Genomic DNA, 13,716 nt, shown 5'->3' with positions numbered 1-13,716 from the left:
CTCAGCCCTTCGGTCGCTTCAGGTAGGCGACGTGCTGCTCCCCGGTCGGGCCGGGCAGCACCGACACCAGTTCCCAGCCGTCGGCACCCCACTGATCGAGGATCTGTTTGGTTGCGTGCGTCAGCAGCGGCACCGTCACGTATTCCCACGCAGTCACTTCACTCATGGACTCACCCTAACTGCCGACGATCAATGGATAAGGTGTTGCGGTGGCCAATGAACAGGGCGCACGTTCCGGGGCGGGGGAAGGTCTCGATTCCGGCGTGACAGACAAGTCTTCAGTCACTGTCGACAACGAGTGGCCGGACGCGGCATCGCGCGCCCGGTTGCACTTCGTGTCGGGCAAGGGCGGAACAGGTAAGACGACGATCGCGGCGGCGCTGGCACTCGCGCTGGCCGCCGACGGCAAAAAGGTCCTCCTCGTGGAGACCGAGGGTCGGCAGGGCATCGCGCAGCTCTTCGACATCCCGCCGCTGCCGCCGACCGACACCAAGATCGCGACCGCCGAGGGCGGCGGCGAGGTGTCGGCGCTCGCCATCGACATCGAACATGCACTGCTCGAATACCTCGACATGTTCTACAACCTCGGCTTCGCGGGCCGGGCGATGAAGCGCATCGGCGCCATCGACTTCGTGACCACGGTGGCACCGGGTCTGCGCGATGTGCTGCTCACCGGCAAGATCAAAGAGCGCATCATCCACACCGACAAGCAGGGTGACCGCGTGTACGACGCGGTGGTCGTCGACGCACCGCCGACCGGCCGGATCGGCAACTTCCTCGACGTCACCCAGGCGATGGCCGACCTCGCCAAGACCGGTCCGATCCGCAATCAGAGCGAGGGCGTCGTCCGCCTGCTGCATTCGGAGGAGACCGTCGTCCATCTGGTGACGCTGCTCGAGGCGATGCCGATCCAGGAGACCATCGAGGCGATCGACGAGCTGCGCGGCAAGAACCTCAACCTCGGCAGCCTCATCATCAACCGGGTCAGTGCCCCGCACCTGCCCGCCGACGCGATCGACGAGATCGCCGAGGGCCAGATCGATGCCGGGCGCATCGAGGAGAACCTGAAGGCCGCCGGTGTGAAGCTCGCCGACGGCGATCTGTCCGGCCTGCTCACCGAGACGATCGAACACGCGACCCGCCTGCAGGCGCAGCAGATCGCGAAGGCGCAGCTCGACGAGGTTGAACTGCCGACGCTCGAAATGCCGTCCCTCGGCGACGGCGTCGATCTCGGTTCCATCTACGAGCTGGCCAACCTTCTCCAGAAAGCGGGTGCGTGATGCCACTCGATCTAAAGATGGGGGCGGTGCTGACCGACCCCGCGACCCGCGTCGTCATCTGCTGTGGCGCCGGCGGCGTCGGCAAGACCACGACCGCGGCCGCCATGGCGATGTACGCAGCCGAGCAGGGGCGCACGGTCGCGGTCCTCACCATCGACCCGGCCAAGCGGCTCGCCCAGTCGCTCGGGATGTCCGAGCTCACCAACGAGCCGCAGCCCGTGCCGATCGAGGGCAAGGGCACGCTCGACGCGATGATGCTGGACATGCGCCGCACCTTCGACGAGATGGTGCTCGAGTACTCCACTCCGGAACGCGCCGAGGCGATCATGGAGAACGCCTTCTATCAGACGGTCGCGTCGTCGTTCTCCGGCACGCAGGAGTACATGGCGATGGAGAAACTCGGCAAGTTGCTCGAGCGGGACCACTGGGACCTCATCGTCGTCGACACCCCGCCGTCCCGGAACGCACTGGACTTCCTCGACGCCCCGCAGCGCCTCGGCTCGTTCCTGTCGGGCCGTCTGATGAAGGTGCTGGTCGGCGGCGGACGCGGCGTGGGCCGCATGGTCACCGGCGCGATGAGCCTGGCGATGCGCGGCGTCTCCACCATCATCGGCGGCGACATGCTGCGCGACGTCGCGATGTTCGTGCAGTCCCTCGACTCGATGTTCGGCGGCTTCCAGGATCGGGCGCTGAAGACCTACGAACTGCTGAAGCAGCCGGGCACCCAGTTCGCTGTGGTGGCGGCGGCCGAGGCCGACGCCCTGCGTGAGGCCGCGTTCTTCGTCGACCGGCTGTCGGAGGAGACGATGCCGCTCGCGGGTCTGATCCTCAACCGGACCCACCCGAATCTCACCTCTATCCACGAGGAGGCCGCACTGGTGGCGCTCGAGTCGGTCACCGACGACCTGACTCGCGGGGTGTTGCAGATCCACGCCGATCGCGCCGCCACCGGAAAGCGCGAACTCCATCTGCTGCAGCGGTTCACGGCTGCGCATCCGCGGGTGCCGATCGTCGGGGTCCCGGCACTGCCGTTCGAGGTCGCGGATGTGACCGCCCTCCGCGCCGTGGCGGAGCAGATCACCGGACGGGGCTGAATTCCCTCATCATCGACCAACGACAATTCGGCTCGGCCGGCATCTGCCGGTCGAGCCGAATTGCCTTGGCTGAAGAGGTCTCGGTGATCAGACCGCGTCGGCGCGCTGGCGACGTCGCTGGGCTTCGAAGAACGCCGACCACGAGGTCACCTCGGGGTGCTGGCGCAGGAGAGCGCGACGCTGACGCTCGGTCAGGCCACCCCACACACCGAATTCGACGCGGTTGTCGAGGGCGTCTGCACCGCATTCGAGCTGTACCGGGCAGTGCCGACAGATGGTCGCGGCCTTGCGCTGAGCTGCTCCTCTCACGAACAGATCGTCCGGGTCTCCGCCTCGGCATCGTGCCTTGGCCACCCAGGCCAAGCGATCTTCTCCGGTAGAAACTGCCGCTGTCGCCATCCGCCACCCCTACTTGTCGTGTTCCGCATAGCCCCGAGCTCGGGACTCAACTCGCTGCTCAGACCACATTTACAACTCACTGTTAAGTGAGTCACATTCTGCACTCAATCTAGGGATCTGTGCTTGTGTGCGCAACCCCTGGAGCGCAACAAAGTGGGACCACCGTGCAAACTCATCCGATCGGAGGGTTGCGCTGACGCGCGGTCGGGGTAGCGCCGACGCGCGGTCGGGGTCGCGCCGACCCGGTGTCGGATCGTGTCCAGGCACAACGGTCCCCCACGGATCCCGAGGGCGAGGCTGGGCGATGTTCCGGCCGATCGCACGTATCCTGTCGGGGTGATGTCGAAGAAGCTGTGGTCACTGGCCTGGGCGAGCCTGCTGGCCGGCATTCTCGTCGCGGGCCTTCTCTACCCGGTGGCCAGTGGGGTCGGCGTCGTCTCCAACCGGGCGGCAGCGGCAGTCGAGAACGTCTCCTCCGAACTCCTGAACGGCACGTTGCCGGAGGTCACCACCATGACCGACGTCAACGGGAAGCCGATCGCGGTGCTGTTCGACCAGTACCGCTACCAGGTCGGATACAACGACATCTCGCCCGACATGATCCGCGCGATCATCTCCGTCGAGGACCGGCGCTTCCTTGAGCACGACGGCGTCGACTGGAAGGGCACGATCCGCGCCGCGCTGAAGAACTCGTCGTCGGGCGAGGTCCAGCAGGGCGCGTCGACGCTCGACCAGCAGTACATCAAGAACTATCAACTGCTCGTCCTGGCCCGCACCGAGGCCGATCGCCAGGCCGCGGTCGAGACGACCCCCGCACGCAAGCTGCGCGAGGTGCGCATGGCGCTCACGCTCGAGCAGACCCTCATCGACCAGGCCAAGCGCGACAAGGGCCTCGACGACGCCGCCGCCAAGCAGGAGGCGAAGAAGCAGATCGTCACCCGCTACCTGAACGTCGTCCCCTTCGGCAACAACGCCTACGGCATCGAAGCCGCCGCGCAGACCTACTTCGGCATCCCGGCAAAGGATCTCCAGGTCGAGCAGGCCGCCATGCTGGCGGGCATGGTCCAGTCCAGTTCGGCGCTCAACCCCTACAGCAACGCCGAGGGCACGCTGACCCGCCGGAACCTCGTGCTGGACACGATGATCGACAACTTCCCGGAACGACGCGCCGAGCTGGTCGCGGCCAAGGAGAAGCCGCTGGGCGTGCTGCCGCGTCCGCGAACGCCGACGCAGGGCTGCATCGCCGCCGACAGCGAAGGCTTCTTCTGCGACTACGCGTTGCAGTTCCTCGCCGAGAACGGGATGTCGCGCAACTCCGTGCTGCGGGGCGGCTACGTCATCCAGACCACCCTCGATCCCGAGGTACAACGCTCGACGGATCGCGCGGCCAAGGCCCAGGCCAGCCCCACCGCCGACGGCGTCGCCGACGTGATGAGCACGATCCGGCCCGGGGACAAGTCCCATGACGTGCTGTCGATGGCGTCGAGCCGCCGCTACGGTCTGAACCTCGCCGCCGGCGAGACGATGCAGCCGCAGCCGTTCTCCATGGTCGGCGACGGCGCGGGCTCGGTGTTCAAGATCTTCACCGTGGCCGCAGCGCTGGAGAAGGGCCTCGGCGCCGGGTCGACGATCCCGGTGCCCGGGTTCGTCGCAGTGGAGGGCATGGGAAACAGCGCGGGCGCCAACGGGTGTCCGGAGAACTCCTACTGCGTCAAGAACGCCGGGCGCTACCCGGCGGCGATGTCGGTGACCGATGCGCTCGCGCAGTCGCCGAACACCGCCTTCGTCAAGCTGCTGCAGCAGGTAGGCGTGAAGCCGGCCGTCGACATGGCCGTCCGCCTCGGCCTGCGTTCCTACACCGTGCCCGGCTCGTCGGGTTACGGCGACAAGAGCATGGCCCAGTACGTCAAGGACGGGAACTTCGGCTCGTTCACCCTGGGGCCGCTGCCCATCAACGCGCTCGAGCTCGCCAACGTGGCCGCGACGATCGCCTCCGGCGGTGTCTGGTGCCCGCCCAACCCGATCAAGTCGATCAGCCGGGTGAAGCGCGATCAGTACGGCAACCCGGTGATCGGACCCGACGGGCGGCGTGCCCTCACCTCGGTCCCCTTCAACTCGCCGGGCTGTGAACAGGTCGTCGACAAGGGACTCGCCGACACCCTCGCAATCACCATGAGCAAGGACGACGTGGGCGCGGGTACCGCTGCGGGTGCTGCGGGTTCGGCCGGCTGGACGCTGCCGATGTCGGGCAAGACCGGCACCACCGAGGCCTACCGGTCGTCGGCGTTCGTCGGGTTCACCAACCAGATCGCGGGTGCCGCCTACGTCTACAGCGACGGCCCCAACCCGCAGGGTGTGTGCACCAGCCCGCTGCGGTCCTGTTACGACGGCAACGTGTTCGGCGGTATGGAACCCGCACGCACGTGGTTCCAGGCGGTCAAGCCGGTGGCCACGAAGTTCGGTCCGGTCCGGCTGCCCCCGGTCGACCGCGAATACTGGCGCGGCAGCGATCGCGGCCGAATTCCGCAGGTCAGCGGCCTGACCGCCAGTGAGGCCACCTCGCGGCTCCAGCGAGACGGTTTCAAGGTCAACGAGCTCGAGGTCGACAGCGGCCGCCCGAAGGGCACGGTCGTCTTCACCGCGCCGTCGGATTCCGCGATGCCCGGCAGCACCGTGACGATCTACGTGAGCAACGGTCGACGGGCAGGCGGCGACAGCGGCAACGGTCCCACCGAGACCACCGTGGTGGTTCCGGGCGTCGGGCCTGTCGTCATCCAGCTGCCCGGCTGAGCGCCTCCATCTCTGAGGTGGGTCGCCCGTGCGGCCCACCGAAGGGGGTGGGCATGCGCTCGGAGGTGCGTATTCTGAACAGATGCAGCACTCCGAACTCGACTTCCGCTCACGCCTCGGTTCGGCCGGTTCCGGGGTCGGTTCGCGCGCACTCGTCGGCGCCGCGGGGCTGGCCGCCGCCGGCCTCGTCTACTCGACCGTCATCGAGCGCAACGCCTTCGCCCTGCGGCACACGACGCTGTCGGTCCTCGAGCCCGGCGCCTCTCCCCTGCGGGTCCTGCACATCAGCGACCTGCACATGATGCCGGGCCAGAGACTCAAGCAGGCGTGGATCTCCGAGCTCGAGGCGCTGGAACCCGACCTGGTGGTCAACACCGGGGACAACCTCGCGCACCCGCAGGCGGTGCCCGCGGTGATCCAGTCGCTCGGCGGTCTCCTGTCACGGCCGGGTCTGTTCGTCTTCGGCTCCAACGACTACTTCGGCCCCAAGCCGAAGAACCCGTTCAAGTACTTCCGGAAAGACCACCAGCGCACGCACGGCGAACCCCTCCCCTGGCAGGACCTGCGGGCGGCGTTCACCGAGCGCGGCTGGCTCGATGCCACGCACACCGTGCGGGAGCTCGAGGTCAGCGGCGTGCGCGTGGTCGCGGCCGGTGTCGACGATCCGCACATCGAACGGGATCGCTACGAGACCGTCGCCGGACGCCCCAACCCGCTCGCACACCTGCGCCTGGGCCTCACGCATTCACCCGAGCCCCGGGTTCTCGACCGCTTCGCCGCCGACGGCTACGACCTCGTGATGGCCGGCCACACCCACGGCGGGCAGCTGTGCCTACCGTTCTTCGGCGCGCTCGTCACGAATTGCCACATCGACCGTTCCCGGGTGAAGGGGCCGTCGAACTGGGGGTCGTCGATGAAGCTGCACGTCAGTGCCGGTCTGGGTACCTCCCCGTATGCGCCCGCACGTTTCTGCTGCCGTCCGGAGGCCAGCCTGCTGACCCTCACCCCGGTCTCGCACGGCGACGCCGACTACGACGCCGACCAGTCGCTGCCGCAGCTGGCCCGCGAAACCCTGTGACGGGCAAGCGAACACGCCGGGAGCGCGCCGACTCGTGAACTCCCTCGGGGTGAAGGTCCTTGCGTTCGACACCTTCGGGACGGTCACCGACTGGTTCACCGGGATCTCCGGTGCCGTCGCACACACCGTGCCTGACGTCGCCGCCGCCGACTTCGCCCGCGAGTGGCGTCGTCGCTACTCACCTATCCTCGCGCGCGTCGAGGCCGGAGAGCTCCCCTGGCGCCGTCTGGACGATCTACAGACCGACACCCTCCACGAGGTCGCGGCGGCCTTCGACGTGACGCTGGACGCCGATCAGAGCCGCGCGCTCGTACGTGCGTGGCGGGTCATCCCGGGTTGGCCCGACGCCGCCGAGGGGATTCGTCGACTCAAGCGGGACTTCATCGTGTGCGCGCTGAGCAACGGCACCGTGGCGTTGCTGACCGACATGGCCCGGCACGACGACTTCGCGTGGGACGTCATCGGCGGTTCCGACCTCTGGCGGCATTACAAACCCGCGCGCGAGACCTACTGCGGCCTGGCCGAACTCCTCGAGGTCGAACCGAACGAGGTGATGATGGTCGCGACGCACCAAGCCGACCTCGACGCCGCACGATCCTTCGGCCTGCGCACCGCGTTCATCGAGCGTCCGGACGAGTGGGGCGGCGAACCCAAGGACGATTCCGGGTCACCCGACAACGATTTCCACGCGTCGGATCTGCTGGACCTCGCCCGACAGCTGGGTTGCTGAGCGGCACCGACATGACCCTCGACGATCTGCGGCGCTGGGAGGACTCCGGGGCCGGCTGGCGGGTCGTCCACCGCGGCCCGGAGGGCATCACGGTGAGTCTGCTGCGCTGCGACGGCGGTGAAGAGGTCGACCGGTTCGTCAGCGACGACCCGACGATCGTCGCGCACGTCGGCGGTCGCACCTCCTCCGAGCAGGACGCCTGAGGACCCGGAAAACGAGGAAACCCCGGCCGCATCTCTGCGGACCGGGGTCTCACTGCTTGTGTCTCAACCAACACATCTTGGTGACCGACCGTGGTCGATCTCTGTCGGGGTGGCGGGATTCGAACCCACGACCTCTTCGTCCCGAACGAAGCGCGCTACCAAGCTGCGCCACACCCCGTGTGTAGCCTGCGATAGCTTATACCGGCCCCCCGCCGAGTACTAAATCGCCTGGTCAAAGATGTGCCCGAAGTGAGCAAAACGCTGTGGTATCCGGGTCGGACGTCCCATTCTTGGTTAAGGTCCACCCGCAACAACCCCCCGCGCCGTCGCTCAGGATCACTGGGCGCCGGCGTTCACCCCACACGAAAGGACGCCATCATGAGCGCCTCCCCCGATCAGCAGGCGAACTCGTCCGCCAAGCAGGGCTTCGCCCTCGGGATCTCGATCGTCGCCGCGGCCCTGCTGTTCGTCGCCGGCCTGGTCTCGGTCTTCCAGGGCATCTCGGCGATCGCCAACGACGAGCTCTTCGTCGTCGGCCGCAACTACGTCTTCGAGTTCGACCTCACCGCGTGGGGCTGGATCCACCTGATCCTCGGCATAATCGGCATCCTCATCGCCGGTGGTCTCGCGGTCGGCGCTGACTGGGCGCGCATCGCGGCCATCGTGATCGCCTCGCTGTCGATCATCGCCCAGTTCCTGTGGCTGCCCTACTACCCGGCGTGGGCGATCCTGATCATCGTCCTCGACCTCATCGTCATCTGGGCGGTCTCCACCTGGAACCCGAACAACGCCTACAACCTGTAATCTCCCGCTCAACCAGCGACGACGCCGGCCGACGAGGCCTGCAGGATGCCCACGACCCATCCGTGACCCGCTGTGGTCCGAACCCCTGGTCAACAGCCCGTTGGGGCTCGACGGAGATGATCGGGCCACGAAAGGAAACAGCATGCGCGTCACACGCACCCTCGCAGCCCTCGTGGCCGGCATCGTCGTCGGTCTCGGGTTCGTCATCGGAACCGGTTCGGCACAGGCCGCACCCCTCGCCCCGGTGGAGAAGGTCGACATCGACCGCTACCTCGGCAAGTGGTGGCAGCTCGCCACAGTTCCCTCGTTCTGGGGAGTCACCTGCGCCAAGGACACCAACGCCTTCTACACCCGGATCGACGAGAAGACCATCGGCGTCGACAACCAGTGCACCGGACCGACGGGCATGAAGGGCGGAGTGCTCGGCCGCGCCACCGTCGTCGACACGAAGTCGAACGCCCAGCTGAGTGTTCGGTTCCCGCAGACGCCGGCGAGCATCAACCCCAACGGGGCGCCGAACTACATCATCGCCCACATCGAGGACGGCGAGAACCCGAACGGCCCCTACAAGTACTCGATCGTCGGCGATCCCAGTCGCGCCTCGGGATTCCTGCTCTCCCGCGACAAGGTCGTCACCGACGCCGAACTGCGTCGCCTGACGAAGGAGATCGAGAAGGTCGGATTCAACCCGTGCACGTTCCTCGTCTCACCGACCACCGGCGGCCGCAGCGACTACTCCCCGCTCTGCACGATCTGAGGATCTGTCCCATAGGCCGTCGGCGGGCCCCTCACCGTGCTGGTGGTGTGTCCGCCGGGGTGTTGTAGATGTGCTGTAGCAGTCTCGCCATCACGGTGAACGCATTGTCGACGTCCTGTGTGACTGAGAGATTGGTCCAGACGACCATGCTGACGTCGTTCGCCTCGTCATGGACCGCCATCGTGTTGAAACCGGGGAGCTGGCCCTCGTGATAGGTGAGGCGGTTCTCCCCGAACCGGACCTCGGTGATCCCGTAGCCGTAGAACACCCGGGGATCCTCGTCGTGCTGGATCCGAATGCTGTCCCACCACAGCTGCTGGTTGGCGTCGTCGAGAAGATCTCCGCCGACGAACGCCTTGATCCAGGTCATCAGGTCGTCGGCGGTCGAGACGACGCCACCGGCCGCCCAGGCCCACGAGGGGCTCATCACCGTCACATCGTTGGGTAGCAGGGACCCGGCTCTCGCCGCCGCGGTCTCCTCGGGCGTCATCGGCTTGTCCGAGACCTGCAGCGGGCCATACTGATATCCGTGCGAGAACGGCGCCGAGAGGGTCGTGTCGGTCGCGGCGGGAAGCGAGGTACGGGTCAGGCCGAGAGGCCCGAAGAACCGGTCGGCGAACACCTGCGCGAGGGACTTGTCCTCCGCCTTCTCCACGACCAGGCCCAGCAGGACGGTGTTGGTGTTGGAGTAGTCGAACTGCGTGCCCGGCGCGAAGCCCGAGGGCTGGGAAAAGCCGAGGGCCAGGAGCTCGGACGGGGCCCACACCTTCGTCGGATCCGATCCGAAGGCAGCACGGAATCCGTCTGTGTCGAGGTAGTTGTGCAATCCACTGCGCATGCTCATCAACTGCGCGATGGTGATCTCGGAACCCTCGGGAACGCCGAGGACGGATTTGTCGATCGGGTCGTTGACGCCGATCTTCTCTTCCTGGATCAGCTGTAGAACTGCGGCGACGGTCATCGTCTTGGTGACCGATCCGATCCGGAACTGGTCGGCGGCCGCGGGCGCGATGTCATCGCCCATTGTCGTGGTGCCGGCCGAGACGGTGTAGGTGCCTGCCGGGGTCTGGATCAGCGCGAGGGCACCGGGTACCAGGAGTTCCTCGATCGTGTCGTCGAGGGTTGCGCTCATCGCTGCGACATCGACCTGTTTGAGTTCGGGATTCGATTCCGTTGCCGAGCCATCGAAGGAGCACCCGGACAGGACCAGGCCACACGTGACGATGGAGACGAGCGGTGCACGGCCGCGCGTCCGTCCCGGCGGCCGACATCGGAAGCTCTTCACGCTGTACGCCTTCCATCGGCCCGTTCCATGACGGACGTGCGATGTAGTCGTATCACGCGAGAGACGTCACCGTGCCCAATCCCGACAATTCCGGCACCAGGTAGCCGGGATGCATTGACTCACGATGGGCCCCGAATGCCGCTACGCAATTTCGGCGCAAGCACCAAAGTGCTTGCGCCGAAATCAATTAACTGGCTTCTGCGTCGGCTGCCAGTGCGGTGCGCCGGAATTCGTCGGGCGTGAGACCGAACTTGGCGCGGAAGCGGTTGCGCATCGTCGCCGTCGAGGCGAAGCCCGAAGCATGCGCCACCGCTTCGAGTTTCAGGTTCCCCGGACCCGTCAGCAGGCGACGCGCCCACTCCAGACGACGGTCGGCGATCATCTCGGCCAGCGACGTCGGGCTGCCGGCGAGGACCCGGTAGAGGTGCCGTCGACTCACGTGAAGGTGCCGTGCGACCACCTCGACACTGAAATCGGGGTCGCGGAAATTACGCTCGATGAGGTCGGTGACTGCGGCGCGTAGATACCGCTCACTGGTACGCAAGTCAGACACTCCGACACGAGAAACCTGCTCGCTAGGCGAAACACGTTCCGGCGCAATGTCCATCACTTGCCCGTCACCACCATTGGGACCTGGGCCCACCTGATTCCTTTCACGAAAGTCTCCTCCAACCCACATCAGAGGTTACCGACGGGCCGATCCCCGGTCTTGGGCCTTTGGTCCCAAATCGACAGGTCCTTGTCACGGGATTGTGCTGCGGGACGCGGACTTTCCCTATCCACTTCGCTCAGGGAGTGGGTCAGACGTCCACTTCTCCTGCGACGTAATGTGGACGCCGTGAGCAACCAGGACCCGGTTATGCGCCGGAGCACCCTGCGAGCAGCGGCGCTTCGCGTCGCCGACGACGTCCTGTTCCCGGCCGCCGCCGAGGTCGACCGGACCGGCGTCGTACCCCCATCCCATTGGCGGGCGCTCGCCGACGCCGGCCTCTACGGAATCGCCGCCCCGGTCGAGGCCGGCGGACCCGGGCTCGAGTTTGGTGAGGTCACGGAGATCCTGGAGGTACTGGTCAGCGGTTGCCTGTCAACCGCGTTCACCTGGCTCCAGCACCACGGTGTCGTCATCTCGCTGTCGCGAACCGCGAACCCGTCGCTACGTGACGAACTGCTCGAGCCGACCGTCTCCGGCCGACTGCGGGCGGGGGTCGCCTACGCCGGCGTCGTGCCGACTCCGCCCCGGATGACCGCCACCCGCACCGACGACGGCTGGATCTTCAGCGGGCATGCCCCGTTCGTCAGCGGCTGGGGTGTCGTCGACCTCCTGCAGATCTCCGCCCGCGACACGGCGACCGACGACGTCATCGCCGCGATCCTGCCCACCGCAGACCTTTCGACCGACGTCCGGGCATCCCCGGTCGAGCTGACGGCCGCGGCGGCGACGGCGACTGTGTCACTGCAGGTCGGCGGCCTCGCGGTTCCCGACGCCCGGGTAGTCAGCCGGGTCACGCTCGACGAGTTCTTCGCCAATCAGAACGTCGGCGTACGCCTCAACGGCACGCTGCCGTTCGGACTCGTCCGACGCTGCACGGCACTCCTCGACGTCGCGGGACAGGCGCCGGCCGCACGACGACTCCGCGAGCGCGCTGACGAGGCACGGGTGACCCTCGACTCGGCGATGAACGACGCCGCGGCGTTGCTGGCGGCCCGCGCCGACGCCGCCCGACTCGCCCTGGACGCGGTCGCCGCCCTGGTCGCGGCGCGCGGCGGCGAGGCACTGCGCCGCAGCAACGACGCGGAGCGCCTGTTCCGTGAGGCCTCGTTCATCCTCGTCGCGGCGAGCCGGCCCGAGCTGAAGGACCTCCTCGTCCGACGGTTCGCCGACGCACCCGACCCCCGCTAGACCTCGCCGGTAGTGGCGTCCGACTTCTGCGCCTGCGCCGTGCGCGTCGCGTAATCACGCAGGAAGAGAGCCTCGGCGAGCGCGATCCGCTCGATCTCGGTCGGGTCGACGCTCTCGTTCGGCGCGTGGATGAGGCACTGCGGCTCCTCGACGCCGAACAGCATGATCTCGGCGTCCGGGAAGGTGCTCTGCAGGACGTTGCACAGGGGGATCGAGCCGCCCTGCCCCTGGATCAGCACCTCGCTGCCGTAGGCGGTCGCCAGCGCGTCGGTGAGCGCCTCGTAGGCCGGGCCGGAGGTCGAGCCGACGAACGGCGAACCCACCGCCTCGCGTTCGAAGGACACCCGCGCATTCCACGGGGTGACCGCCTTGAGGTGTTCGATGAGCGCGTCCTGGGCGTAGGTCGGGTCCATTCCCGGGGGCACGCGGAGGTTGATGCGCGCCCGTGCCCGCGGCTGGACGGCCGCGGAGGACCCGACCACCGGTGGGCAGTCGATACCGAGCACCGTCGCCGCCGGCCGCGCCCACACCATGTCCGACACCGACCCGGACCCCACGAGTTCGACGCCGTCGAGAACCGTTGCATCCGAACGGAACTGCTCGGGTGGATAGGACACGCCGGGCCACTCGGCGTCGGCTTCGAGGCCGGTGATCGTGGTGTTGCCGTGCTCGTCGCGCAGGGTGGCGAGCATCGAGATGAGGGCGGCGAGCGCATCGGGTGCGGCTCCGCCGAACATCCCGGAATGCATTGCCGATTCCAGGGTTTCGACCGACACGTCGATGTTGGCGATGCCGCGCAGCGTCGTGGTGAGGCTCGGTCTGCCGACGGCGAAGTTGCCGGAGTCGGCGATCAGGATGGCGTCGGCGCGCAACAGGTCGGGGTTCTCGACCGCGAAGTGCTCGAGTCCGCCGGTCCCCTGTTCCTCGGACCCCTCGCCGATGATCTTCACGGTGACGCCGAGGTCGCCGGCGAGCGCACGCAACGCGGTGAGGTGTACGGCGATGTTGCCCTTGCAGTCGGCGGCTCCGCGTCCGAACCAGCGACCGTCGCGCTCGGTCAGCTCCCAAACCGGGGAATCCCATTCGTCGTCACCCAGCGGAGGTTGCACGTCGTGGTGGAAGTACAGCAGGACCGTCGGCGCGCCTTCGGGGCCCGGGATCTGTCCGGTGACCGCCTTGGAACCATCACTGGTCACATGCGCGGCGACATCGTCGACGCCCAGCTCACGGAAGGCCGTCAGCAGCCAGTCGACCATCCCGTCGCATTCCTCCGGCGGGAACTGCTGCGGGTCGTGGACCGACCGGAACCGCACCATCTCCGCCAGATCCGACTTCGCGCGAGCCATCAACTCCCGCACCCGATCCCGCAATGTCGCGTCGTCCATGCACACGTCTC

Annotated in this window: 14 protein-coding genes and 1 tRNA gene; 9 read left to right on the top strand and 6 right to left on the bottom strand. The window is 67.3% G+C overall.

Features of this window, described 5'->3' with window-relative positions; translation table 11 throughout:
• Position 1 precedes the first annotated feature (1 nt).
• Entirely contained in the window at positions 2–166 is a 165-nt protein-coding gene (gene sp36 / locus PWF70_RS02295; RefSeq protein ID WP_004022081.1) for a Sp36 family protein, read from the bottom strand.
• Between the two features lie 43 nt (positions 167–209).
• On the opposite strand from sp36, the gene bagA reads away from it, so the two are divergent.
• Both bagA and bagB read left to right on the top strand, forming a co-directional pair.
• Positions 210–1,280, top strand: a complete 1,071-nt coding sequence (gene bagA, locus PWF70_RS02290) for an ATPase BagA (protein ID WP_006359021.1) — start codon at positions 210–212, stop codon at positions 1,278–1,280.
• Complete coding sequence (gene bagB / locus PWF70_RS02285) at positions 1,280–2,374, top strand: ArsA family ATPase (RefSeq protein WP_006359020.1); 1,095 nt, start codon at positions 1,280–1,282, stop codon at positions 2,372–2,374. The genes bagA and bagB overlap by 1 nt, the downstream gene beginning before the upstream one ends.
• An 87-nt stretch (positions 2,375–2,461) precedes the next feature.
• Here the strand turns inward: bagB and PWF70_RS02280 are convergent, their stop codons facing one another.
• On the bottom strand, positions 2,462–2,773 hold the full coding sequence (locus PWF70_RS02280; protein ID WP_035754718.1) for a WhiB family transcriptional regulator: 312 nt from the start codon (positions 2,771–2,773) through the stop codon (positions 2,462–2,464).
• 339 nt (positions 2,774–3,112) lie between these two features.
• On the opposite strand from PWF70_RS02280, the gene PWF70_RS02275 reads away from it, so the two are divergent.
• From PWF70_RS02275 to PWF70_RS02260, 4 genes are all read left to right on the top strand, one after another.
• Positions 3,113–5,563, top strand: coding sequence for a penicillin-binding protein (locus PWF70_RS02275; protein ID WP_006359017.1), 2,451 nt, complete (start codon positions 3,113–3,115; stop codon positions 5,561–5,563).
• Between the two features lie 82 nt (positions 5,564–5,645).
• A complete protein-coding gene (locus PWF70_RS02270; protein ID WP_006359016.1) occupies positions 5,646–6,641 on the top strand; it encodes a metallophosphoesterase in 996 nt (331 codons plus the stop codon).
• A 34-nt stretch (positions 6,642–6,675) separates the two neighbouring features.
• Positions 6,676–7,371, top strand: a complete 696-nt coding sequence (locus PWF70_RS02265; RefSeq protein WP_035754716.1) for a haloacid dehalogenase type II — start codon at positions 6,676–6,678, stop codon at positions 7,369–7,371.
• Between the two features lie 11 nt (positions 7,372–7,382).
• Entirely contained in the window at positions 7,383–7,574 is a 192-nt protein-coding gene (locus PWF70_RS02260; protein WP_035754773.1) for a hypothetical protein, read from the top strand.
• Positions 7,575–7,678: 104 nt separating this feature from the next.
• On the opposite strand, the gene PWF70_RS02255 is transcribed toward PWF70_RS02260, so the two are convergent.
• A tRNA-Pro gene (locus PWF70_RS02255) sits at positions 7,679–7,752 on the bottom strand.
• 200 nt (positions 7,753–7,952) lie between these two features.
• On the opposite strand from PWF70_RS02255, the gene PWF70_RS02250 reads away from it, so the two are divergent.
• Together PWF70_RS02250 and PWF70_RS02245 are read left to right on the top strand one after the other, a co-directional pair.
• Complete coding sequence (locus PWF70_RS02250) at positions 7,953–8,378, top strand: DUF7144 family membrane protein (protein WP_035754714.1); 426 nt, start codon at positions 7,953–7,955, stop codon at positions 8,376–8,378.
• 142 nt (positions 8,379–8,520) lie between these two features.
• Positions 8,521–9,135 (top strand): lipocalin family protein, encoded by a 615-nt coding sequence (locus tag PWF70_RS02245; protein WP_035754712.1) that lies wholly within the window; start codon positions 8,521–8,523, stop codon positions 9,133–9,135.
• Positions 9,136–9,166: 31 nt separating this feature from the next.
• Here PWF70_RS02245 and PWF70_RS02240 read toward each other — a convergent pair whose 3' ends face one another.
• Positions 9,167–10,420, bottom strand: a complete 1,254-nt coding sequence (locus PWF70_RS02240; protein ID WP_051405984.1) for a serine hydrolase domain-containing protein — start codon at positions 10,418–10,420, stop codon at positions 9,167–9,169.
• A gap of 187 nt (positions 10,421–10,607) precedes the next feature.
• Positions 10,608–11,063, bottom strand: coding sequence for a helix-turn-helix domain-containing protein (locus PWF70_RS02235; RefSeq protein ID WP_035754710.1), 456 nt, complete (start codon positions 11,061–11,063; stop codon positions 10,608–10,610).
• 195 nt (positions 11,064–11,258) lie between these two features.
• Here PWF70_RS02235 and PWF70_RS02230 point away from each other — a divergent pair, with 195 nt between their 5' ends.
• On the top strand, positions 11,259–12,320 hold the full coding sequence (locus PWF70_RS02230) for an acyl-CoA dehydrogenase family protein (protein WP_372512889.1): 1,062 nt from the start codon (positions 11,259–11,261) through the stop codon (positions 12,318–12,320).
• On the opposite strand, the gene PWF70_RS02225 is transcribed toward PWF70_RS02230, so the two are convergent.
• Positions 12,317–13,705: a dipeptidase gene (locus tag PWF70_RS02225; RefSeq protein ID WP_035754705.1), complete on the bottom strand. Its 1,389-nt coding sequence runs from the start codon at positions 13,703–13,705 to the stop codon at positions 12,317–12,319. The two genes, PWF70_RS02230 and PWF70_RS02225, sit on opposite strands and share 4 nt — an antisense overlap.
• Positions 13,706–13,716 lie beyond the last annotated feature (11 nt).

Source organism: Gordonia sp. Swx-4 (genome assembly GCF_030316175.1).
Lineage (GTDB): Bacteria > Actinomycetota > Actinomycetes > Mycobacteriales > Mycobacteriaceae > Gordonia > Gordonia alkanivorans.
The sequence above is the reverse complement of the archived record's forward strand: the minus strand, read 5'-3'. Positions and strand labels throughout refer to the sequence as shown.